Annotated in this window: 21 protein-coding genes; 3 read left to right on the forward strand and 18 right to left on the reverse strand. The window is 51.8% G+C overall.

Annotation, left to right across the window (positions count from 1 at the left end):
• Positions 1-41: 41 nt before the first annotated feature.
• From F3H12_RS02595 to F3H12_RS02635, 9 genes are all read right to left on the reverse strand, one after another.
• Complete coding sequence (locus F3H12_RS02595) at positions 42-1,259, reverse strand: hypothetical protein (RefSeq protein WP_149677794.1); 1,218 nt, start codon at positions 1,257-1,259, stop codon at positions 42-44.
• The gene (locus F3H12_RS02600; protein WP_149677795.1) at positions 1,256-1,747 is read right to left on the reverse strand and encodes an RNA polymerase sigma factor; all 492 of its coding nucleotides are present in this window, start codon (positions 1,745-1,747) and stop codon (positions 1,256-1,258) included. The genes F3H12_RS02595 and F3H12_RS02600 overlap by 4 nt, the downstream gene beginning before the upstream one ends.
• A 57-nt stretch (positions 1,748-1,804) precedes the next feature.
• The gene (locus F3H12_RS02605; RefSeq protein ID WP_149677796.1) at positions 1,805-2,695 is read right to left on the reverse strand and encodes an alkaline phosphatase family protein; all 891 of its coding nucleotides are present in this window, start codon (positions 2,693-2,695) and stop codon (positions 1,805-1,807) included.
• 136 nt (positions 2,696-2,831) lie between these two features.
• Positions 2,832-3,287 (reverse strand): ParB N-terminal domain-containing protein, encoded by a 456-nt coding sequence (locus tag F3H12_RS02610; protein ID WP_188118329.1) that lies wholly within the window; start codon positions 3,285-3,287, stop codon positions 2,832-2,834.
• A 70-nt stretch (positions 3,288-3,357) separates the two neighbouring features.
• Complete coding sequence (locus F3H12_RS02615) at positions 3,358-4,146, reverse strand: alpha/beta hydrolase (protein WP_149677798.1); 789 nt, start codon at positions 4,144-4,146, stop codon at positions 3,358-3,360.
• Positions 4,147-4,380: 234 nt separating this feature from the next.
• Positions 4,381-6,015 (reverse strand): class I adenylate-forming enzyme family protein, encoded by a 1,635-nt coding sequence (locus tag F3H12_RS02620; RefSeq protein WP_149677799.1) that lies wholly within the window; start codon positions 6,013-6,015, stop codon positions 4,381-4,383.
• A gap of 142 nt (positions 6,016-6,157) precedes the next feature.
• Positions 6,158-6,445, reverse strand: coding sequence for an MATE family efflux transporter (locus F3H12_RS02625; RefSeq protein ID WP_149677800.1), 288 nt, complete (start codon positions 6,443-6,445; stop codon positions 6,158-6,160).
• Positions 6,446-6,598: 153 nt separating this feature from the next.
• On the reverse strand, positions 6,599-7,984 hold the full coding sequence (locus F3H12_RS02630; protein ID WP_207706785.1) for an MATE family efflux transporter: 1,386 nt from the start codon (positions 7,982-7,984) through the stop codon (positions 6,599-6,601).
• 7 nt (positions 7,985-7,991) lie between these two features.
• Positions 7,992-8,582 carry a cytidylate kinase-like family protein gene (locus F3H12_RS02635; RefSeq protein ID WP_149677801.1) on the reverse strand — a complete coding sequence of 197 codons (591 nt, stop codon included), beginning with the start codon at positions 8,580-8,582 and terminating at the stop codon, positions 7,992-7,994.
• A 427-nt stretch (positions 8,583-9,009) separates the two neighbouring features.
• Here F3H12_RS02635 and F3H12_RS02640 point away from each other — a divergent pair, with 427 nt between their 5' ends.
• The 3 genes from F3H12_RS02640 (at position 9,010) to F3H12_RS02650 (ending at position 12,790) form a co-directional block, all read left to right on the forward strand.
• Positions 9,010-9,594, forward strand: coding sequence for a DUF8052 family protein (locus tag F3H12_RS02640; protein ID WP_479694064.1), 585 nt, complete (start codon positions 9,010-9,012; stop codon positions 9,592-9,594).
• A complete protein-coding gene (locus tag F3H12_RS02645) occupies positions 9,594-11,252 on the forward strand; it encodes a carbon starvation CstA family protein (protein ID WP_479694065.1) in 1,659 nt (552 codons plus the stop codon). The genes F3H12_RS02640 and F3H12_RS02645 overlap by 1 nt, the downstream gene beginning before the upstream one ends.
• Positions 11,253-11,413: 161 nt before the next feature.
• Positions 11,414-12,790, forward strand: a complete 1,377-nt coding sequence (locus tag F3H12_RS02650) for an MATE family efflux transporter (RefSeq protein ID WP_149677804.1) — start codon at positions 11,414-11,416, stop codon at positions 12,788-12,790.
• A gap of 380 nt (positions 12,791-13,170) precedes the next feature.
• Here F3H12_RS02650 and F3H12_RS02655 read toward each other — a convergent pair whose 3' ends face one another.
• The 9 genes from F3H12_RS02655 to lpdA all read right to left on the reverse strand — a co-directional run bounded on the left by F3H12_RS02655 (position 13,171) and on the right by lpdA (position 23,957).
• Complete coding sequence (locus F3H12_RS02655; RefSeq protein WP_149677805.1) at positions 13,171-15,765, reverse strand: ABC transporter permease; 2,595 nt, start codon at positions 15,763-15,765, stop codon at positions 13,171-13,173.
• The gene (locus F3H12_RS02660) at positions 15,762-16,445 is read right to left on the reverse strand and encodes an ABC transporter ATP-binding protein (RefSeq protein WP_149677806.1); all 684 of its coding nucleotides are present in this window, start codon (positions 16,443-16,445) and stop codon (positions 15,762-15,764) included. The genes F3H12_RS02655 and F3H12_RS02660 overlap by 4 nt, the downstream gene beginning before the upstream one ends.
• Positions 16,446-16,521: 76 nt before the next feature.
• Positions 16,522-17,523, reverse strand: a complete 1,002-nt coding sequence (locus F3H12_RS02665; protein WP_149677807.1) for a sensor histidine kinase — start codon at positions 17,521-17,523, stop codon at positions 16,522-16,524.
• Between the two features lie 27 nt (positions 17,524-17,550).
• Positions 17,551-18,237, reverse strand: a complete 687-nt coding sequence (locus tag F3H12_RS02670; protein ID WP_149677808.1) for a response regulator transcription factor — start codon at positions 18,235-18,237, stop codon at positions 17,551-17,553.
• A 230-nt stretch (positions 18,238-18,467) separates the two neighbouring features.
• The gene (locus F3H12_RS02675; RefSeq protein ID WP_149677809.1) at positions 18,468-19,292 is read right to left on the reverse strand and encodes an amino acid ABC transporter ATP-binding protein; all 825 of its coding nucleotides are present in this window, start codon (positions 19,290-19,292) and stop codon (positions 18,468-18,470) included.
• Entirely contained in the window at positions 19,276-19,986 is a 711-nt protein-coding gene (locus F3H12_RS02680) for an amino acid ABC transporter permease (protein ID WP_149677810.1), read from the reverse strand. Before F3H12_RS02680 ends, F3H12_RS02675 begins: the two co-directional genes overlap by 17 nt.
• 88 nt (positions 19,987-20,074) lie before the next feature.
• Complete coding sequence (locus F3H12_RS02685; RefSeq protein ID WP_149677811.1) at positions 20,075-20,914, reverse strand: transporter substrate-binding domain-containing protein; 840 nt, start codon at positions 20,912-20,914, stop codon at positions 20,075-20,077.
• Between the two features lie 597 nt (positions 20,915-21,511).
• Positions 21,512-22,504, reverse strand: coding sequence for a lipoate--protein ligase (locus tag F3H12_RS02690; RefSeq protein ID WP_188118330.1), 993 nt, complete (start codon positions 22,502-22,504; stop codon positions 21,512-21,514).
• The gene (gene lpdA / locus F3H12_RS02695; RefSeq protein WP_149677813.1) at positions 22,494-23,957 is read right to left on the reverse strand and encodes a dihydrolipoyl dehydrogenase; all 1,464 of its coding nucleotides are present in this window, start codon (positions 23,955-23,957) and stop codon (positions 22,494-22,496) included. Before lpdA ends, F3H12_RS02690 begins: the two co-directional genes overlap by 11 nt.
• Positions 23,958-23,962 lie beyond the last annotated feature (5 nt).

A 23,962-nucleotide genomic window follows, 5' to 3' on the forward strand; every position in this document is an offset into this window, starting at 1 on the left:
TGTCCGCTCCGGTATATCTATCTGATCTGCCACGTCGGCAGTTACATGCCGAGGCATTCCTTCAGAAAGGCCGCGAAGGCTTCGTTCACCTCATGCCTTGAGATAAACCCGATATTGGGATAATAAACGGTTTCCATGTATACCCCGCTCCTGTTGTATATCCGGATAGTTACCGGGTTCTCCAGGGCGTTTGTTCCGGCACTACCCGCATAGCCAGCCTGTGTGCTTCCCTGCCCGACCGCATTCGGTGTATCCGCGGGCGCTACAGGATAAACGGTTGGCAAATCCTCCGCGTATCCGGAAGGCATAACTTCCTTAGCTTCGGGAACTTCATCCTTTCTTATGCTGACAGGCGCATCCGGCCTGTCATGGAGCCCGCCATCCCTGTGTTCAGGGGGCATGGGTGGTATCTCCATCCCCTTTGATCCAGGCTTTGTCGGATCAGGAACCGCGTCCACGTTCCCGCGGCCGGCGCCCGTATTGCTGAATAGCTTCTCAAAATATCTGTCGCTGGAATTGGGTATGACCGAGTAAAAATCGTAAAACGTTTTGATCTTCTGTCTGTCGGTCAGCTCGGCCAGGATCTCCGTGCGGCCTTCCAATTTTGCCCGCTCGCTGTGCCCGATGAACCGTATCCTGGCAATATCCTCGGCGCTGTAAATGCCATAAAGCTCCAGGTATGCTTTAGCATCCTCATCCTGGTTGTTCAGATAGCTCTCGAAGGTCATGAAATTGAACAGCTGATACCCTGTTTCCTTCTTTACAGCCACCACGGCTTCACCGCCGGCAGGCGTATACCGGTACACTTCCAGGCCGATGAGGCTCTCGTCGACGCTTGTGGTGATAGTGGCAATCTTTTCTCCGATATCCTCATCCTTGATGGTATCTGGAAGTCCGAACTCGGCCCTTTGCTCCTCCCTGAGTAAAATGTAATGCCTGTTACTCAGCTGGAACTGGTCCTTCAGCACATATACCGCATCCTCCCTGGGCGCGGCACCGATACTGTCACCGGCCTGCAGTTTTTCCCCCGGGTTGCCGGTCAGCAGGCCTCCCGATGAAAGGCTCCAAATCAGGGCACCTGCCACAATCATGGCGCTCATGGCCAATACCGGTATGGCCCGTCTCGGGCTGAAGGCTGTCCTTGATGCCTTCCTTTCGGTTTCCCCCGTCTTTTGGAGGATATGAGCCAGCATCCTCTTCTCGGCGTCCGGCCCCGGCGCAATGCGATCGATGGCCCGCCTGATATCTTCCCGTTTCATTCCACATCCCCCTCCATTTCGATCCTGAGGCGCTTTCTTGCGGCATGCAGCCAGCTTCTTACGGTGGAAGCCTTCTTACCCAGAATCCTTGCGATTTCTGCTGCCGAATACCCCTCGTAGTAGTGCAGGAACACCGCTGTTTTATACCTGGGAGGAAGCTTAAGAACCCTGTTCAGCGTTTCATCGATGGTGAGCGCATCATCGGCCGCCACATCCGCCACTGCGTCCATGCTGACCCTTTTCGTCCACCAATGGCGAAAATAGTCCTTGCACAGGTTGGTTGCGGTTCTGATCAGCCATGCCTTTTCGTGTTCCACGTTTTCAAACTGCGTGTCATCCCGCATCAGGCGCAGGAAGGTATTCTGCACCATATCCTCGGTATCATGGCTGTTCTTCATATACATGAAGCAAACACGGTATACCGTTTTGACGTGGCGATGATAGATTCCTGACAGTTCTTCATCCGTACGCAATAAAGAACGCCCCACGGCACTTCCCCCTTTCACCTCTAATACGATTGAAACCGGGAAAACGTTGAGGGCGCATCAATCTTTTTTCTCATTCGGGATACCGAACATTTTCAGGATGGCCGGCATGACATCAGTCAGGGAGCGGATGTCCAGTGCCTTTCTGTCCACCGCGTCGCCGGCTATAATGACGGGAACGGGATTAAAGGTATGGGTCTTGACCGAAAGGTCCTCGATATTGCCATGATCGCTGGTAATGAGAATCACGTCTTCCCTCAAATCCACCAGCTGGATCAGCCGTCCCAGCATCCGGTTCAGAAGTTCCAGCTCATAAACCGCTTTTTCGCGGTCCCCGCTGTGTCCCTGGATGTCCGTCATGAAGAACTCGAAGAGGGTCAGGTCAAAATCCCGGCTGATGCCGTAGAGGATTTTGGCCGCCTCCTCCGGCGTTCTCAGGGGAACATCATACCCGTTCTCGATCAGCATCCTTCCCGTGATATCATGGAAAACGCCCCGTTTTGCCATATAGTCTTCCAAAACCCTGAAGGGCGTATCCGACGAAAGGCAAAGAAGCGAGGTGACCGATGGTCTGAAGATGCCCCGGGACTCCGTTTTCATTTTCTCGAGGTATTCGGCGGAATAGACATTGGCAAAGGTGACCGTACGACCGTGCCGTTTCAGGCGGAGGAACAGGTTGTCCTCCATGATGATCTGTTCAAGCTCATGGGTGGGACGAGCCGACCAGTGCTTTCCGATGGCTTTGGACGCGTTGACGCCGGTATAGAGGGTGGTCTGGCCTGTAGCGCTTTGCGGCAACCCCTCCACCCCCAGGGTCGCATCAGCGCAAATCAGACCATAGCGATCCATCAAATATTCGAAATGCCGCATATCCGCGATGCAGCAGGGATTTTTCTCCGGATCCTTCTCCCCTATACCAAAACCGTCTATAAAAATAAAAATCATTCTCATGGCTTAATGCTTTCCAATCCTATATCCCTTCATTCCAGTTCTATTCTACCAGAACATAATGCCTGCAGCGACAGGCCTGATAAACGTTTTATAAAAGCCTGCGCATCCTTTGCAGGGACACAGCAGGCTTGATGGCTCAGGCAAGGGCCTTCTCCCCTTTTTGGATAAGGAGCAAATCCTGGTAATCCTTCGGATCGGTCGTCCAGAAGATAACATAATAGGCCTTCACCCCGATGCGTTTCAGCGCCTCATGGCGATGGTTGCCGTCGTTCACCTCGCAATAGCCCTGCGCATAATTCACGATCAGCGGCGGCATGTCCCATCCGTTCCGCAAGGCCTGGATCATGCCGTTTACAATGCCTTCAAAACCATCTTTGTCAACCCGGTAGATCATGCCCGGCTCTGGGCCGCAGCACCGATTCAGCTTATCCAGTTCGACAAGCATGGGCCCCACATAATACCTGCGTTTAAGTTTCAGCCCATCCGAAAAGGCCTTGTTATGTCCAGGACCGTTCAGGAATCCATGTATCCATGCTTCTATAAGGCCCATCCTGGCAAAGTGCATGGCTCCCTGTAATGTAAACGGATACATCTTGCGAGAATCCTCCTGATGAGTCATCTCTATCATCATATGAACCCGGTATGGCGTGTGTAAACAGACCTTATTCCTGTACCTTTCCGTCAAGCAGTTCGCCTGAAAAGAAGCCCACGGTATAATCCAGAACCTCTTCCACCCAATCATTCCTGTTGAAGATGTGATCCGCGCCTGAAACAATATGGAGGTCCGCCTGGCTGCCATAGAGTTCCAGATACCGTTCCGAAACTGCCAGAGGAACCGTCTGGTCCTTATCCCCATGAACCAGGAGAACCCGTTTATCATAGGGCGCAGATCTTTGGAAGACATCCAGTTTCAGGGCGGTTTCCAGAAAATCAACACCGAGGATGAGTCCGCCGATATCCCACCAGCCTCGTGAACGGAAGGCCTGTATCTCTTCCGGCTTCTTGTCCTGTAAAATCCGCTCCCCCATGTTCCCTGCGGGAGCCCAGAGGCATAGCGCCGCCACATCCTCTTTCCGGTCACCGGCCAGCAGGCTGGCCACGGTGCCTCCCATGCTGAAACCCATTACCCCAATCCGTTCAGCATCCGCAAAGGGCAGGGTTCTGGCATAGTCCAGGATGGCTTTTGCGTCCTCTAGCTCTGTCAGCAGGGTCATATCCCTGAAATCGCCGTCGCTTTCACCGCTTCCGCCGAAGTCAAAGCGCACGCTTGCAATTCCGGCTTTCTCCAGTTGTCTTGAGAGCCTGACAAAAATAAAATGGGGTTCGACCCGCGTTCCCGTAAAGCCATGGAACATGCAGACCAAGGGGACCTTGCCCGAAACATGGTCCGGAACGTGCAGCATGCCCCTCAGGGTCAGGTTCCTGCTCTGGATTTCAACAGCCTTTTGCATGGCATTCTTCTCCCTTCCACTGCCTGATCATTGATCGATGGCATCCTGTGTCAGCAACACAAAGCATTTCCATACATCCTGCATTATATCCGAAATCCCTTCCCCGATCCATACGCCAGCCATCACGGACGCAGTCAGAACTCAGGCACGGCGACCCATGTCAGGCATGCAGCCGGATACGTATCAGGCTTAAAGCAAAAGGCAGGGAAAGATCCCTGCCATGTGGAGCAATCGTCAACTCACCGTCTGGGCCTCAACCAGTCTCTGGGCGCCATACTTCTCTCGCAGGCGCGGCTTTTCAATCTTCCCGGTAGGATTGCGGGGAACCTTGTCGAAGATGATCTTTCTCGGCCGCTTATACCGGGGCAGGGGCTTGCAGAATTCCATGATCTCTTCCTCGGTGCATGCCGCTCCGGGCTTCAGTTCGATGATGGCGGCAGCAATCTCACCCAGACGCTCATGGGGCAGCCCAATCACCGCTGCATCCTTAATGGCGTTGTGTGTCCTCAGGAAATCCTCTATCTGCACGGGATAGATGTTCTCGCCGCCGCTGATGATCACATCCTTCTTGCGGTCAACCAGGTAAATGAAGCCGTCCTCGTCCATGCGGGCCATGTCTCCGGTGAGCAGCCAACCATCCTTCAGGACAGCTTCGGTAGCCTTCGGTTCCTTGTAATAGCATTTCATCACACCCGGCCCTTTTACAGCCAGCTCGCCCACTTCGCCCTGGGGTACCGGATTCAGGTTTTCGTCGACGATCTTGGCCTCCCAGTTGTAGCCGGGCTTTCCGATGGCACCCACCTTATGGATGTTCTCTACACCCAGATGTACGCATCCCGGGCCGGTGGATTCGCTCAGGCCGTAGTTGGTGTCATACTGGTGGTGCGGAAAATATTGCTTCCAACGGCGGATCAGGCTCGGCGGCACCGGCTGGGCACCGATATGCATGAGCCGCCACTGGGACAGGTCGTAATCCTCCAGCTTCACGTCGCCCCTTTCAATGGCGTCGAGGATATCCTGCGCCCAGGGCACGAGAAGCCATACAATCGTGATCTTTTCCTCGGAAACCGTTTTCAGAATCCATTCGGGCTTAATCCCGCGCAGCAAAACGGCCTTGCTGCCGGCCAGGAGGCTGCCGAACCAGTGCATCTTGGCTCCTGTATGGTATAGTGGCGGAATGCAGAGGAAATTGTCCTCGCGGGTCTGTCCATGGTGAGCCCTCTCGGTCTCGCATGCGGACATCAGGCTTCTGTGGGTATGTAAAATCGCCTTCGGGAAGCCCGTCGTTCCGGACGAGAAATAGATGGCCGCATCGTCGTCATCGGAAAGTTCAATATTCGGCGCCTCGGAAGAGCAGCAGGATGTCAGCCTGTCATAGCTCTCGGCAAAGGAAGGACGGCCTTCACCCTCATACAGGAGCAGCTTGATATTGGGTATCTGGTCGTAGATGGTTTCCAGGCGTCCGATAAACTCGGGACCGAAGATGAGGGCTATTGTGTCCGACAAATCCAGGCAATACTTGATTTCTTCGGCCGTATAGCGGAAATTCAGCGGTACCGCCACCGCGCCGGCCTTTAGTATGCCAAAATAGATGGGCAACCACTCCAGGCAATTCATCAGCAGAATGGCTACCTTATCGCCTTTCCGGATTCCCCTCTTTATCAGCAGGTTGGCCAGGCGGTTGGCTTTTTCGTCAAAAACGCGCCAGGTCATACTCCTGCGGTATTCGCCTGCCGGATTGTTCTCGATGAGTTCATATTCCTTCCATATGACATTGTGACGTTCCTGGAGATCCAGATTGATTTCGGTAAGGGCCAGTTCATTTCCGTAAAGTTGAGCATTACGGGCCAGTATGTCAGTGATGGGCATTGATCCTTCCTCCCGTTCTACCATCCTGTATCAGAAGTGGCATGATGAAATTAGGTACCGTACTTCATGAGGATCCGGGCTGAAATGAAGCCGCTGTAGGTCCTACAAAATACCAAGATTCATTATAAACTTACATGGGCAATTATTCAACAACCACATGGCAGCTTGCAGCGGCCATGGTCATCTTTTTAATAACACCAACGGCGTTGCCCTTCGAAAACGCTATCATCAGGTTCTGGACGGGAAATGCCATGGATACTGCCGTCAATGCATTTTCCCCCAGTTGAGAAACATAGATGCTGTCCACCACATTGTATTGAACTTGTACCAGCAAGGAAGCCATCATGGGTACGGACATGGAGAGCAGCAGCCTGTTGATGGGCATGATACCCATCTTGTTCTCCCGATGCCCCTGAGTCGCATCCTGCATTCATGCATCACCTTTTTGCGAACTCCGGCCGGCTGATCTGCCTCCACTGCCGTATTCATGGCCTGCGAGGTTCGTTTTTTGTCAATACGCGACTTCCCCTCAGCCCCGGATTTACCCTTTTCGCCTCCATGGTGCCGGGTACGGAAAAGCTTTCTAGGGCACCACAACCTCCTGATCCAGTTTGCTTATCTGCCTGCTGTAAACCCGTTTTAAGAACAGGGCGCTGAAGATGACCGACGCGATTTCCGCAATGGGGAAAGCCCACCAGACCGCCGTAACTGTCCCGGAAAGTGACAGCAGGTATGCGGCGGGAAGCAATACCACCAACTGGCGGATAACCGAAACAGCAAGGCTTAGAATCCCATTGCCCAGGGCCTGGAACACACCGCTGGCGACCACGCAGAACCCTGCGAAAACAAAGCTTAAGCTGATGGTCCTCAGAGCCGGGATACCTATAGCCAGCATGTTTTCGGTGGCGTTGAACAGCATGAGCATCTCATATGGGAACAACTGCAAAAGCACAAGTCCGGTAAGCATGATGCAAACCGCACAGGTGATGCTCAGCCGTATGGCTTTCAGGATGCGCTCCTTCTTCCTGGCTCCAAAATTGTAGGCAACGATGGGAATGACGCCCTGATTCAGTCCAAAGACCGGCATGAACACAAAGCTTTGGAGACGGAAGTAGACGCCGAACACTGCGGTGGCCGTTTCTGTAAAGGACAGGAGGATTCTGTTCAGGAAGTAACTCATGATGGAGCCAATGGAGATCATCAGCACGGAGGGTACGCCCACCGAATAAATCCGCTTGACGATCTCCGGATTTGGCTTGAATTCCCTGATGGCTATCCTGATCTCATGATTCTTCCGCAGATTGAACCAAAGGGCAAGCGACATACCGCAGATTTGCCCGATGACCGTGGCAATGGCGGCGCCTTTCACCCCCATGGCAGGGAACCCAAGGAGTCCGAAGATCATGATGGGATCCAGGATGATATTGACAACGGCCCCCACCGTCTGGGTGATCATGGCATAGAAGGTCTTTCCTGTGGACTGGAGGAGCCTTTCCAGGATGATCTGTCCAAAAAGTGCAAAGGAAAAAGTTGTGCAGACAAACAGGTAATCGGTTCCGAAAGCCACTATCTCGGCGATATCGGTCTGGGATTGGAAAAACGCCCTGGAACCCACCAGGCCGAATATGGCAAAGGCTATATAGGTCAGAATGAAAAGAAAAATGCCGTTATTGGCAGCCTGATTGGCCCTTTTGAAGTTTTTCTCCCCCAGGCTTTTTGACAATAACGCATTGACGCCAATGGCGGTACCCGATGCAAACGCGATCATCAGGTTCTGGACAGGAAACGCCAGGGATACCGCCGTAAGGGCGTTTTCGTTGATTTGAGCAACAAAGATACTGTCCACCACATTATATAAAGCCTGGACAAGCATGGAAGCCATCATGGGAATGGACATGGAGAGCAGCAGCCTGCCCACGGGCAGGACGCCCATTTTGTTCTCCTGATGTCCCTGATTTTTGTCTTGCATGGATGCATCACCTTTTCGTAAATTCTGTCACGAGTTCCTTAATTATGCGCACTGAAGCCGGAATACCGATGCTGCTGTCAATGCAGAGATGGTAATTCTGCGCCCTGCCCCATTTATTCTGGGTATAGTAATTGTAATAGGCGGCACGATTTTTGTCCTGCTTGCGAATATAGTCCTCCAGGTTGGGTTTATCTTCCCCGTAGACCTCCCTCACCCGCTTGATTCGTTCTTCCATCGGGGCATGGATGAAGATCCGGATGCAGTTGGGCTTATCCCGCAGCACATAGTCGGCGCATCGGCCCACGATCACGCAGGAGCTTTCCTCAGCCACCTTCTGGATCACTTTGGACTGAGCCAGGAAGATCTGTTCCGAAACCGGCAGTTCATAACCGATCAGGTACAAATTGCTGATGAAACTGATGGTCCGCTTCTGCTCCATCTGCTGGACAAATCCTTCATCAAAACCGCTCTCCCGGGCGGCCATCACGATAAGCTCCCTGTCGTAGAAGGCTATGCCCAGTTCCTGCGCCAGCTGCCGGCCTATCAACCGGCCGCCGCTGCCATATTCACGGCCTATGGTAATCGTATATTTGTCCATGCATCTTACCCCCTTTGATAAGGTTGCTTCCTGGTAGGCGATAAATGCTATTTTATTGATTTCTTTTCGGATTTGCAAGTGTTTTTGATATTCCAGCTTTTGCCATGATCCGCTTGTTCCTCATGAAGCGCTTTCTCCACAGGCATGCCCCCTGCTTCTCATATATCGGGCAAAAGGTGTGTTCTCCTATATAGACGTATGACGGGGCTAAAAAATACCTTTTTGAAAACGGCTCCATTTGGGATTAAGACATGTTTTTCACCAACAGGCTTATAAATATACTGCGGGAGAACGCATTGACATAAAGTGTGTCCTGTTATATATTTGTTATAAATCTTTATGATTTAACTTTTTTTGCTTTATTGACAAACAGTATTTAATCATTCAATTCCTGCAATCGCTGCTGAGTAGGGAAGGTAATCAGAAAGTGACTGAGCTTGAAAGATACCTGTGTCAACTGGAGCAAAATTTGTCTAAATATTTCGTCGTCAAGAAGCATGCCATTGTGGCGGAACGTCCCTTTCTGCTTGTTGCCCATCATACGAACACCATAGGAAGAACCCTTTTAACCGAAAAGGATATCATCGATCAATATGAAGTAAGCACCATCATCCTTGTTCACACCGCAGAAAACCTTGAGCAAATCCGGGAACTGACGCAATGGTTGAAAGAACATATGCGTGAAGTGGTTCAGCCCAGCAGCGATCGCTACTATACCCTGATCAATCTCGTCGCCATATTCGAAAATCACATCCCCGAAGATGCCCGACAATTTTCAGAAAACTATACGCTGAGAAAAAGCTTCCTGTTTTCCCTCCGAGGCTGGGCACAGGCCGGTTTGACCTGTGTATGCCTGCCGGACAGAAAGGCTTTTTGCGGCAAAGGGGTACAGGATATGAAACAGCTCTTTGCCCCTTCTCCGGATCATGAGTCCTCGCATTCCGGGCCAGCTCAGGCACAAACCGAGCAATCGGTTGTGAAATATACTCCATTCAATGAGGAGGCGGTATAATGGCAATCCTTCTACTCATTCTGGGACTCGTCCTGTTCATTGCCGCGTATGTAACCTATGGTGCGTGGCTGGCAAAAAAATGGGGCATTGATCCCAAGAGACCCACCCCGGCTCACACCATGAGGGACGGTGTGGACTACGATCCCACTCAGCCCAAGGTACTTTTGGGGCATCACTTTTCATCAATCGCCGGGGCAGGCCCGATCACAGGCCCGATTCTTGCCGCGGTGTTCGGCTGGCTCCCTGTTTACCTCTGGATCATCCTGGGCAGCATCTTTGTCGGCGGCGTGCATGACTTCAGCGCTCTTTTTGCTTCGGTTCGTCACAAATCCAAATCCATCGGTGAGATTATTTCGGCCAATATCGGAAAGCGTGCAAGAATCCTGTTCAATCTTTTTGCCTGGTTAACGCTCATCCTTGTTGTGGCGGCCTTTACTGATATCTGCGCGTCCACCTTCGCGCACAACCCTCAAACACCCGAGGTATTGAACGGCGCGCGTTCTGGCACAATCTCCATACTGTTCATAGTTCTCGCCATTATATACGGGCTTATAACCAGGAAGTTAAACCTTTCCGGCATAACCTCGGTTCTCATGGGTATCGTCGGGTTGGTCGTCTTCATCGGCCTGGGTTACTACTTCCCCGTATTGAAATTCAGCCAGGCGACCTGGACCTATATCATGCTGGTGTACATATTCGCCGCATCGGTTCTTCCCGTCTGGTTTTTGCTGCAGCCGCGTGATTACCTGTGTTCATTCCTGCTCTATGCCATGCTGGCGGGAGGCGTGGCAGGGTTGTTTATCACCAATCCGAGCGTCAACATGCCGGCTTTCACAAGCTTTATGCCTGCAAACGGTTCCTACCTGTTCCCCATCCTGTTCGTAACCGTTGCCTGCGGTGCCATTTCAGGCTTCCATTCGCTGGTTTCATCGGGAACCACAGCAAAGCAGGTCAACAACGAAAAGGACATGAGGCTGATCGGATACGGCGCCATGCTCATCGAAGGACTGGTGGCAGTTCTGGCCCTGATGGCCATTGCATGCTATGGTAAGCCTTCCGAAAATGCCACACCGGTTCAGATCTTTGCCAACGGTATTTCATCCATGATAAACAGCTTTGGCGTTCCTAAAGATTTCGGAATGGTCTTTGTGGTTTTGGCCTTCTCTTCATTCGCTCTCACATCGCTGGATACGGCAACCCGTATCGCCAGGTACATGCTGCAGGAACTGGCCGATTCGGTACCTAGCCTGAAGAAGGTTATCGGCAATAAATATGCCGCCACCATCATCAGCATCCTGGCAGCCTGGGGTCTGCTGCAATACGGTTATACAAAGATATGGCCCATCTTCGGCTCGGTCAACCAGCTCCTCGGAGCGCTTGCCCTGATCGCCGTCAGCGTCTGGCTGCTCAGGCGCAAAAAGAACTCCCTGTTCACGGGGATCCCTGCCGTGTTCATGGTCTGTGTCGCTTTGTCGGCACTGATCATTCTGATGGTTCAGAACCTCAAGGCCGGAAACATGGTCATCGGCATCCTGTCGCTGATCATAGCCCTGCTGGCTGTTGCCCTTGTGGTTGAAGCTATCGTGGCCATCTCCAAACTGCGCAAGGGTAAAATAGAAATGTTGGATGATGATACCCCCGAGCAGGCTGCCGGCTGACACGCGGCCTAATTAACGGATGAAGACTTGAAAAGCCGGTGATGACAAGGTTGTCACCGGCTTTTCGCTTCTTTGCGATGTTTTCCGTGGTATAATGTACCAGGCAGCATGGTGTCTGACAGAAAGCTTTATGAACGGCAATCCGAAACGGAGAAGGAAACATGGAAGTGAAAAACGACTTTACAAAGGGCAGCATTGTCAGGAACATCATCGGCATGGCTATACCGATGATCATGGCGCAATTGGTCAATGTGCTCTATAACATTGTGGATCGTATCTACATTTCGATGATTCCCGATATCGGTTTTATGGCGCTGACCGGTTTGGGTGTGTGCCTGCCGGCTATTTCCCTTGTAGCCGCTTTTGCCAACCTCTTCGGCATGGGCGGGGCACCCCTTTGCTCCATAGAACGCGGCCGTTCAAACATCAGGGAAGCCGAAATGATCATGGGTAATGCCTTTGCTTTGCTAGTGGCCGGCGGCATCGTTCTGACTGTGTCTTTCCTTGCGCTCCGAAAGCCCATGCTGTACCTGTTCGGCGCCAGCGACGCTACTTATCCTTACGCGGAAAGCTACCTGTTCATCTACCTTCTGGGTACCGTGTTTGTCATGATCAGTCTGGGGATGAACCCCTTCATCAACGCCCAGGGTTTTGGGCGCATCGGCATGTTAACCGTCCTCATCGGTGCTGTCCTGAACATCATCCTGGATCCGGTTTTTATCTTTGCGCTGGGCATGGGCGTCCGGGGAGCGGCTCTCGCCACCATCATCTCCCAGGGTGTTTCAGCTTTTTGGGTCCTTAAATTCCTTACGGGCAAAAAAGCCCTGTTTACCCTGAAAACAAGCAGTTTTATCCTGGACGGCGGCAGGATCAGGCGCATCCTGGGTCTGGGAATCTCCAGCTGCGTCATGCAGGTGACCAACTCCGTAATCCAGTTTTTATTCAATTCCACGCTCCAATTTTTCGGCGGCGATCTGTATGTGGGCATCATGACGGTGAGCAACTCGGTTCGGGAGGTCGTCTGCATGCCGATATTTGGGCTGACCAACGGCGCGCAGCCTGTTATCGGCTTCAACTATGGCGCCGGCAAGCACGAGCGGGTTAAGAGCAGCATCTTGTTTGTCACCTTTGCTTCCCTGGGCTACAGCCTTGTTATATGGCTTCTTATCCAGTGCTTTCCGGCCTTTTTCATCAGTTTATTCGACAATGACCCAGCGGTGCTGCAGGCCGGTATCCCAAGCATCAGGCTGTTCTTCATGGGTTTCGTCTTTCAGGCGCTGCAGTTTTCGGGCCAGACTATCTTCGTGGCGTTGGCCAAATCCAGGTACGCGGTATTCTTCTCCATCTTCCGCAAGGTGGTGCTGGTCATTCCCCTTGTGATCCTGCTTCCCAGGATTGGGCTTGGAACAGCCGGTGCCTTCCTGACCGAGCCCATATCGGAGTTTATCGGCGGAACCGCCTGTTTCACCACCATGATGCTGACGGTCTGGCGCAAGGAGCTAAAAAAGCAGGAACGCCTGGCGGTCGCTGAGCGTTGATAGAAATAGCTTCACTTATTCGCCCCGCGATGACATTCGAAAGTTTCAGGGTATTACCTGAGAATGCTATCCTCCAATTTTTTGCCCCTCATTCCTGGATTACGGGATTGCCGCGCTCCGCTAAATGCTGCGCTCGCAATGACGGCATCTGTGAATACCAAGAGGGTCTTTTCTCATGTCATTGCGAGGAGCAGTGCGACGAAGCAATCCCAGTTGCTTATTTAACCACTATCGGGTTCCCGGAGATTGCGAGCACCGCTTACGCGGTGCTCGCAATGACACGACAGGTATGGCTTTCATTTGTTAAACGATCGCCACACCCGCCACTTCGCTCTGCTCGCTATGACAGCCAAGTAGATAGGGTAGCTCGTAAATCCTTCTTAAATAATCTCCTGCTTCAGCACATCGATGATGTTCTCCTTTTTTACTTTGGCGCTGGAATAGAGCATGGCCACCCCCACAATGAGAAACACCGACACGATGACCACAGCCACACTGGCCCATGGAACCGTGAATGCGTAGTCGAACATGCCTCCCAGGACATTGAACATCAGATACATGACCGCAAAGCTGACGGGAAGTCCGATTAGCAACGCCTTGATGCCATAGAATATGCTTTCAAAGTAAATCATCCTGTTAAAGCTTTTCGGTGTCATGCCCACCGATTTCAGCATGGCAAATTCACGCTTCCTGAGGGCGATGCTGGTGGATATGGTATTGAGGATATTGGCGATGCAGATGGCCGTGATAAGGATCATGAAACCATAGGTGAAAACCGACATCAGCAGGAGCAACTGCTCCTGTTTTTGCCTGTTCAGATAGACATTATAGACACTGAACCCTGTTTCTGTATTGATCATGTATTCCTCAATGGCCTCCTGCAGGCGCAGGGGATCATCGCTGGTCATATAAAGGCTGACATCCACATGTTCGCTTATCCTGTCATAACCCTGAACCAGCCGGTCATAGACATCCTTAGAGATAATCACGCTCAGGGTACCTGGATCCAGGTTCAATACACCCATGGGCACTTTGTCAGTCAAAGCGGCAATCTCCAGGGATTCCAACTGCACCTGGCTGTCCGACTCCGAGTCGTAATATGCCAGATTCAGCTTTTCACCCACACGGGTATTGATGACCCTTGCTTCCACATACTTATCCTTTTCCATATCTTTATAGGTGACCACATCAATGACGATGCCCGAAAGTCTTGACGGATCCTTGAGCTTATTGAAATCAGCACCGACCTCCTCAGCGAAAGTCTTCAGGGAAGCGTCATCCAGCACATTGATGTAAGCATCGTAGGCATACGCGCCTGAGGCATCCTGGACACGGCTCTTGAGAAAATCGGGCACTTTTTCCTTCTCCACCGGGGACATCAGGTATAATGAGTCGATCCGGGAGAAATCTTTAATATGCTCCAAAGAACCAATATCCTCTGCAATCAGTTCAGCTTTGCTTGCATCGTCTATATTTATCACAATGTCAAAATTGATGCCGGCCTGCGTCATGACGACAGCCTTTTTCAACTCGGATGTGAATTTCGCTATCACAAGGAACAAAACGATGCTGATGACCAGGGAAAACACCGTGGCCTTATATTTTGTCCTGTTCCGCTTGAGGTTTTTTAAGCCCAAATCTCCCTCAATACCGAACAACATTCTGGTGAGCCCCCATGTTTTCACAGCTTTGCGGGTCAATTTGTAATCCTGCGTCTGGCGTATGGCTTCTATGGCCGAGATGTTGGAGGCCCTCCTGGCAGGCACCCAGGTTGAAATGAAAATGGTCAGTACCGATATGGCGACAGCAGCCAACAGGGATAAAGGAGACACCACCAGGAACAGATCCGCAGAAATCCCCAGCATATCCTTAATCACAGGATTGATAAAGGCAAAGGTTAGTCCAATCCCGGCAAGCCCGGCCAGAATGCCCACAGGGATGCTCACTGATCCAATCACAGCGCCCTCGAAGAATACGGAATTTCGCTTTTGCTTTTTGGTGGCGCCCACGCTGGAGAGCATACCCAAATACTTGGACCGCTCGGACACCGATATGGCAAAAGCATTGTATATGAGGGATACCGAACCGATGATGATGATGGTCATCACAATGGCAGACAGGTTGAACAGCAGGCCCCTGGCCTCATCATCCTCAATGACGCCGCTGTAACGCAGCAACTCATGGTGGAAGGACACCTCTGAAATCCCCTGGCTTTTTGCCAGAGCCCTGGCATGTTCAAACAACCGGCCATCCGGGTTTTTGAGGATTACTGAAGCATTGGCTGCAGCGCCATTCGCCATGGCATCCTCATCCAGGAATGTGAGCACCGTGTATCCAGGGGCCCATGTCGGCTCCCATTCAGGACGCCCAATGATGCCAACAATGGTAAAGGTTCTGACAGATTCCCGGGTGAGGTGTTCCTTTACCTCTCCCCCATATCTGGCCAGGGATGCGTTCTGCTCAAGGTAAGTCCTTTCTTGCGCGCCAATAAGTTCTCTGCGGCCGATGTCAAGGGTCAGGGTGTCACCAATTTTCAGATCAACTTTCCCGTTATCAAGTATCGCCCTTGATATCACCATCTCATCGGACGCTGCGGGGAATCTTCCTTCCAGCAGATGGACAGGAAATTTTTCAAATCCGGCTTCATTGTATTCCCTGATAAAGAGATAGGGCTTATTGGGGTTCCTGCTGCCTTCGAGAAGGGCGTAACCCACATCCCTGCTTAAGATAACCGTCTGTGTCTCCTCATCCTTGCGGATCGCTTCCACTTGGTCCATGGTCACATTTTTGTAGAGCACATGCCATTCCCCAGACTCGGCAATGACCTGGCGTCTCAGCATATCCAGGAAAGAAAGCCCCAGGCTTGACACCGCTGTGATCATGGCAACCGAAATAATGGTCCCGATGACCGTGACCAGGGTCCGTTTTTTATTCAGCATCAGCTGACGCCACGTCAGCTTGTTGACGATATTCATGAGCGGATCACCTCATCTCTGGTAATCCTGCCGTCTTCAATGGTCATGATCCGGTCAGCCTGCAGCGCGATACGCTCATCATGAGTGATGACGATCAGGGTCTGCTTTCTTTTCTGGTTAAGCAGCCTCAACAGACCAATGATCTCGCTGCTGTTTTTGCTGTCCAGGTTACCCGTGGGCTCATCGGCCAGCATGAGGGCCGGATTGCTGATGATGGCCCGCCCGATGGACACGCGCTGCTGCTGCCCTCCCGAAAGCTGGTTGGGCAGATAATCCAACCGGTCGCTTAAGCCCAGTGTGGAAACCAATTCATCCAGTTGGCTTTTATCGGGCTGTCGCCCATCCAGAAGGAGGGGCAGCGTGATGTTCTCCTTAACGTTCAACACGGGGATCAGGTTATAGAACTGATAGATCAGGCCAATCTGCCTGCGCCTGAAGATGGCCAGCCTGGTCTCATCCAGCGAATAAATATCCGTGTCCTCAATATACACCTTGCCGGAGGTGGGCCTGTCCACACCCCCAAGGATATGCAGCAGCGTGGATTTTCCGGACCCGGACGGGCCTACAACAGCGATAAACTCACCTTTTTGCACCGTGAAGGATACATTGTCCAGGGCCTTGACGGCCGTTTCTCCCTTGCCATAAATTTTTGACAGGTTTTCAACCCTCAGTATTTCCATACGTTATCACACCCTTTCACCATGCAGTTTATCCTTCCCGGATTACTTCACGGTGACTTTTTGGGTGACAGTTTTGTCACACAACACCTTTATAGAATTTGACCGTGAAAGTGGTTCCCTTTCCCTTCTCGCTACTCACCTCAATGGTGCCGTTCTGATTTTCAATGATGCTCCTGGACATGGCAAGGCCAATGCCGATACTGTCCTGATGCGCGTTCTTGCCTTTATAAAACCGCTTGAAGATATGGGGCAGGTCCTGCTTATGTATGCCCTCTCCGTTGTCGGAAATGGTGATGTCGGTGTACAGGGAGTTCTCGCTGAAAGCGATGGTAATCCGTCCGCCGGCCGGCGTATGCTCCATGCAGTTCTTAACGATATTGGCAAGCGCCTCGGCTGTCCAGTTCGAATCCCCTGTAAGTTCGGCATCCTCGTCCCCTGTGATCTCGAGGGTTTGCTCCTTGAGTTCCATGGGAATCAAAATGGGCTCTACAGCACGGCTGACCAACTCCCGCACACGGATGCGCTCTTTTTTGAATTCGATGGTGCCGGCATCTATGCGGGAAAGTTTCAGGAGGGAAGATACCAGCCACTTAAGGCGTTCCAGTTGGGAGTGAATGTTCCGGACAAACTCAGCCCGCTTGTCCTGCGGCAGATTCTCATTCTGAAGCAGTTCTGCCATGACAGACATGGAGGTTATAGGCGTTTTCAGCTGATGGGAGATATCGGAAAGGGAATCGGCCAGAAACTGCTTGTCCTTTTTTAAAAGGCTCGCCTGCTCGCTTAAGGTTACCGTCACTTTATAGATTTCATTTTTCAGGATGCTGAGTTCCCCCTCCTGATTATCCCTGACATCCAGGGAGTAGTCCCCACCGGCAATGCGCCTCAGGTATCCGGACAGCAAATGGATCTGGCGGTACCTCCAGCGGGTGAAAAGAAGGAATGCCAGAATCACCATCAGAAACGCGATAGATGCAATAATTCCGGCAGCAACAGAAATATAAAAGCAGGCGGCCGCGCCTGCCGTTGAAATGAAAGCCACCAGGGCCAGTATGATGCGTATCTCCCTATTTCTCAGCATTGGCGCATTCTCCCCTTTGGCCTGTCCCTAGGAATCAGTTTGCCCTGCCCTGTATCCCATGCCCCGGACTGTCTGGATAATCCGGGGATTCTGGGGATCATCCCCGATCTTTTCCCGTAAGCGCTTGATGTAAACCGTCAGCGTGTTGTCATTGACAAAATCCCCCGCAACATCCCAGAGCGCTTCAAGGAGCTGACTGCGGCCAAGGATCTGTCCCTTGTTCCTGGCAAAAATCAGCAGCAGCCGGTATTCCAGGGCGGTCAGGATGATCTCCTTTCCTGCCTTGTAGACCTTGGCGCGGGCAGTGTCTATGGTGATGTCGGAGATTTCATAAACCGTCCTGGCCTGATCTGTCCTGCCATACCTGCGGGTAACCGATTTGATGCGGGAAATCAGTTCCCTGATGCGAAAAGGCTTGGTGATGTAATCATCAGCACCCATGTCCAGCCCCATGACCACATTCACCTCATCGTCAATGGCTGTCAGGAATATTACAGGCGTATCGCCCTTTGCCTTGATCAATCGGCAAATATCGTATCCACTGCCGTCGGGAAGGCCCAAATCCAGAAGCGCCAGATCAAACCGGTTTTCCTGGATGGCTGCCCTGGCCGATTCCACGTCAAGGAAATGGATGACTTCATAACCCTCCTGCCGGAGGGAATAACACAAACCGTCCGCAATGATCCTGTCGTCCTCAACAAAAAGTATTCTCATACCTGAAGTATCACCTTTGCCATGATGGATTAACAATAGCATAAACGCGCCCGGATTGCCACCTCAGGTTCGATGGCCGCTGCCCTTGATTCCAAGAAATTATACCGACTCCTGAAGCAAAAAGTTTCACCCCGACCAAGCTTTTGCATCGCCGACAAATAAGATGCAAAAAAGAGAACGCCATCTGGGAAGGATGGCGTCCGGATTGACATGATGAGTAGTTGCTATCCTTACAGCACCTTTGACAGGAACTCCCTGGTTCTGGGATGCTGCGGGTTATTAAAGAGTTCCTGGGGCGTATTTTCCTCCACAATCCTGCCTTCATCCATGAAGATGACCCGGGTGGCCACCTCCCTGGCAAATCCCATTTCATGGGTGACGATGACCATGGTCATGCCTTCATCGGCCAGCTGCTTGATCAGATCCAGCACTTCCCCTACCATCTCCGGGTCCAGGGCCGAGGTGGGCTCATCAAACAGGATCACCTTCGGGTTCATGGCCATGGCGCGGATGATGGCGATCCTTTGCTTTTGGCCGCCCGAAAGAGTGGAAGGATAAACGTCAGCCTTTTCCTCCAGGCCTATTCTTCTCAACAGGCGCAGGGCGTTCTCCCTGGCCTCCTCCTTGATTTTCTGGGGTGTGGTGTCGATTTCGTAAAGGGGTGTTTTGTGCTTTGAAAAAGCATTCTTTATCCGGATAAAGAAGTTTTGCAGCTTCTTCATGCGCAGATCATGGATGGCCAGGTACACGGGCGCCAGCATGATGTTCTCGATAACCGTCTTGTTGTTGAACAGGTTGAACTGCTGGAACACCATACCCATATGACGCCGGTGGATATTGATATCCACGCGCATGTCCGCAATGTCCACGCCCTCGAAGATGATGGAGCCGCTTGTAGGATCCTCCAGGCAGTTGAGACAGCGCAGAAAAGTGCTTTTCCCGCTTCCGGAAGGGCCTATGATAGCCACCTTTTCGCCTTCCTTGATGGTGGTGGTGATGCCTTTCAGCACCTCCAGCTTACCGAAGCTCTTTTTCAGGTCAATTACGTCTATCACTTTTTCTCAGGCTCCTTTCCATGATCTTGACGAGAAAAGCGATAGCCATGACAAGGACGATGTAGATCAGCGCCATCGCAAGATAGGGAACCATGAACTCATAGCTGTTGGTGCCGATATAGTTGAAAGCCACATACAGATCGGCGGCTCCCACAAAGCTCACCACTGACGTTTCCTTGATCAGGGCGATGAACTCGTTGCCCAGGGTGGGAAGGATGTTCTTGACCGCCTGCGGCACCACAACCTTCATCATGGATACGCGATAGCTCAGGCCAAGGGCACGCGCTGCTTCCATCTGCCCGGGATCAACTGAAAGGATACCGCTTCGCATGATCTCGGAAACATAAGCTCCGCTGTTAAGCCCAAAAACCAGCACGCAGACATTGAGGGCCGGAAGGTTGATGCCAAGCAGGGGCAGCACCACGTAATAGGCTACCAGAAGCTGCACCACCACGGGCGTTCCCCTGAACAAGGCTACATAAAACCGGCAGAACCCGTTCAGGATCCTTGGCAGCCGCTTATACTTCGGAAAGACTTCAATAATGGCGATAATGGTTCCAATGACGATGCCGATGGCAAGGCCCACAACGGCAATATACACCGTGTTCTTGAGTCCGGTCAGCACCCTTTGGTAGCCATCGTATTCGTAGAATATTTCCCAAAATCGTTCCAGCTTTCTTGAAAAATTACCCATATGATTTCCCTTACGTCACAAAACCCCGCGGTCAAATGAGGGCGGGGTATGCATATTTATAAATTTCGTTTATGTAGGACAAGCTTAATTATTTCATATCGTTGAAGGCCGCGGCTATCCTGTGGGCAGGCGCCTCGTCTATCACCACAAAGTCGATGTTGCCGTTGAGCATGTCCTGGACAGCCAGGGAACCGGATTTGTAACCGACCACTTTGACATTGTAGCCTGGGAATCCCCAATCCGGATCGCCTTCAACATAGAACTGACCGGTAGTGCCGTTCTGCACGCCAACCTTGGTGGTGCTGGGCAGGCTGTTCAACACGGCTTCCACGTCCTCTGTCGTCTTGCAGTTGTCGAACCTCTTGTCGTTGGCCTTGACGATGATCATCTGTGCCGCATCAAAATACTTGTTCGAGAAGTTGACATATTCCTTTCTGTCTTCCCTGATGGTCAGACCGGCCATGGCGATGTCCGCCTTGCCCTGACCTACCGAAAGGCATACGGCATCAAAATCCATGTTGCTGATGACTAGTTCCTTGCCCAGATAGTCGGCAAGAAGCTTGGCGATTTCCATGTCGATACCGTAATACTTATCGCCTTTCATGTATTCGAATGGCTCAAAGGCGGCGTTTGTTGCGACAACAAGCTGATCCTTGGTTGGATCAAGCTCGGCAGAGGTGATGGGTACCGGCTCGCCGTTACCATAGTTGTTGTTGATGATCTGATCGAGCGTACCGTCCTTCTGTATCTTGGCGATAAACTCATTCACCTTTTCCAGCAGCTCCGGCTGGTTCTTGTCAACGCCGAAGGCATACTCTTCCTGGGTCAGCGGGATATTGATCACCTTCACACCGGCGCCTTCGCCGCAGCCGGCCAGCAATACCGCCATTATCACAATGGTCAGGATCAGTGCCATTATCTTTTTCATAAATATTCTCCCCTTATTCAAATTATGCATAAATATACACGAAAAATGTATAATGCGTATATTTATAAATTACATGATCGCAGGACATTTGTCAATACAAAACCCGCTGAAAATGATTATTTATTCTTTACTTCGATGGCTTAGCCTGCCTTGCATGGCTTTATCAGGTATGCGTATATCCATTCATTAAGGATGCAGGTTATTTCAAACTAGTCACAACGAAAAGCGAGCCCGTAATAAAGCCCGGCCGCTGTGATGCACGGCTGCAAAACATCTAACTGCCAGAATGAGGGACGGCTGAACTTGCTACGCTCAAACAGCATCCGCCCTTTTCTCTTTCCTGCGGAATGTTCTGGCGCCTTATCGCAATGCGGCCTTAAACGTTACGGTCTCTCTTCCCGCTTCGCAAGTGCATGCCTGCTGTCATTACGAGAAGCGGAGCGACGACTTCCATGGTATTACGGGCTTTACGAGACTGCCGCGCACAGCTTGCACAGTGCTCGCAATGACACTCCCGCTTATGCTACGTTGATCTTAATAGAATGTACCAATGTACCATTGGCGAGCCCAGTGACGAAGCATTTTCTGTCCTGTCCGTTAAATCATACGTGAGAACAGATCACGCAGATCATCCTGATACTGTTCAGAAACATGATTTTGGACTGCTTCCCATACCGATTCGCGGTTATAGGGGATGTCGACAAGACCCTTTTCCAGGGAGATAAAAGCATCGGCATCCAGGCAGTCGGTATAGATGCGGCAACAGGATATTTTGCCATGTTGGAGGTTAAGGTTCACGCTGATCTCGCCCCAGGCATAACGTTCCTTCAATTCCACCGAATAGGCCGGGCTTTCCCCGAATATCCAGGCATGGGAGGCAAGCTCATCCCGGAGAGCCTTGACCTCGGGTATGGCCAATGCCTTTTCCTCGTTGATATGCTCGGCGGGATTTACGGCATCGCCATCCCCGAAAACCTCATGAAATGCACGAGTCATTTCCTCTTTCAGTGAAGGAATGGTGATGTTTGCATTGAGCTCCGACAGATTGACCACCCGGGATTTTACCGAAGCGATGCCCTTGGACTGAAGCTTGAGCCTGGAGACGGTCAGGTATTGTTTGATCTTGTCATGATCCTCGGCCACAAGCAGCGTTCCGTGATGACAAGCCCCATTCCGGTGCATGAAGAAGGCGTTGCCTGAGAATTTCCTGTTGTCGATGCAGATATCGTTCCTGCCGGTATACTCGGCCTTAAGGCCGAACTTTTCCAACGCCCGCAGGATCACCGACAGGTTGCTTTCCACATTCTGCTCGCTCCGATGGTTGATAAAGGAAAAGTTCAGGTTTCCCTTGTCATGGTAAACCGCTCCCCCTCCTGAAAAACGCCGGGCAATGCGGACGCCGTCCTTTCTCACAAGGTCCATGTCGCATTCGGCATAAGGGTTCTGGTTTCTGCCAATGACGATGGTATTCTCGTTCTGCCACAGGTACAGGCAGGCTTTCCCTTTCTCGGCGCATCCTGTGAGATAACGCTCCACCGCAATGTTCAGGTAGGGATCGGTGGAATCTGAAATATAGACCTTAGTTACCAAAATGGATCGCTTCTCCTTCCATATCCAGTATGGCTTCCGATATGGCTTCCGACAGGGTGGGATGGGCATATATAACTTCTTTGGCCTGATCGATGGTCGTCCGGCAGGTGATAAGGTTTGCGGCCAGGCTGAGCAGTTCCGTGGCATCGGGGCCAACGATGGTTGCGCCGATAATCTCCCGCGTTGCCTTGTCGGCGATAACCTTCACAAAGCCCGCCGCATCCTGCATGGCTACAGCCTTGCTGTTGGCGCGAAACGGGAATTTGCCCACCAGGACATCCCGGTTCATGGCCTTGGCTTCCTTTTCGGTATGGCCAATATGGCCGATTTCCGGGAAGGTAAATATGGCGCTGGGAACAAGTTGCTTTTCCAGCCCGCCTGCCTTTCCCGAGAGCTTTCCTGCGATATGATCGGCTGCAATGATACCTTGATGGGATGCAGCGTGGGCCAGCATCACCTGATTGGTCACATCCCCCGCCGCATAAACCGTGGGATTGGAGGTCTGCATCACTTCATTGACCAGGATGCCGTTTTTGTGGTCGTTGAGCGCAACCCCCAGCTTTTCCAGGTCGACCGCTTCCAGGTTTGCCCTGCGCCCTACCGCGACAGCCACCTTTCGGACGACAAGGGACTCCTGACGCTCTTTCCGCTCCATGAGGATCCGTTTATGGTCGTCGGAGGTTGTTTCAATGGCCAAAGCACGGGCAGACTCAAGAATTTCTATGCCCATCTTCCGCGCGGTTCTTTTCACCGTTGAGGCCACATCGGCATCCACCAGGTTGAGGATTTGGGGCATAAACTCCACCACATGCACCTTGCAGCCCAGAGCGGCATAGATGAAGGCAAACTCCATGCCGATAACCCCGCCACCGATAATGGCCAGTGATTCGGGAACCTCACTTAGTTCCAGTAATTCCTGGCTGCCGAGGATATCCGGCGCATCGGCTCCCGGTATGGGCAAGGAGCTCGCCACCGAGCCCGTGGCCAGAATCAGATTCTTATAGCGAATCCTTTCCTCGCTACCTTCCACGGCAAGCACACCGTTTTCCTCCACGATGGCCTTGCCCTGGATAACCCCGATCTTGTTCTTTTTCATCAGGAATTCTATCCCCTGCACTAGGGAGGACACGATCTGCTGTTTTCTTTCCCTGATTTTTTCCAGGGAGTACTGAAAACCCTGGATGGATATACCATAATCCTCGGCCCGGTTGAGCCGGTTTAAAAAACCCGCGATTGAAACCAAGGTTTTCGTTGGAATGCATCCTGCGTTAAGGCAGGTTCCGCCCAGCCGGTCTTTCTCAATCAAAACGGTTTTCAGGCCGTTTTGGGCACATCGTATGGCAGCAACATAACCGGCCGGACCGCCGCCAATAATGGCCACATCATATACCGTCTCTCCTTCCTGGACGGCTTTGTTTATGACATCGCTTTTTACCACAGTGTCGCTGTTCATAACCT

It is taken from the genome of Thermoclostridium caenicola, from assembly GCF_900142095.1.
GTDB classification, from domain to species: Bacteria; Bacillota; Clostridia; order DSM-8532; family DSM-8532; genus Thermoclostridium_A; species Thermoclostridium_A caenicola.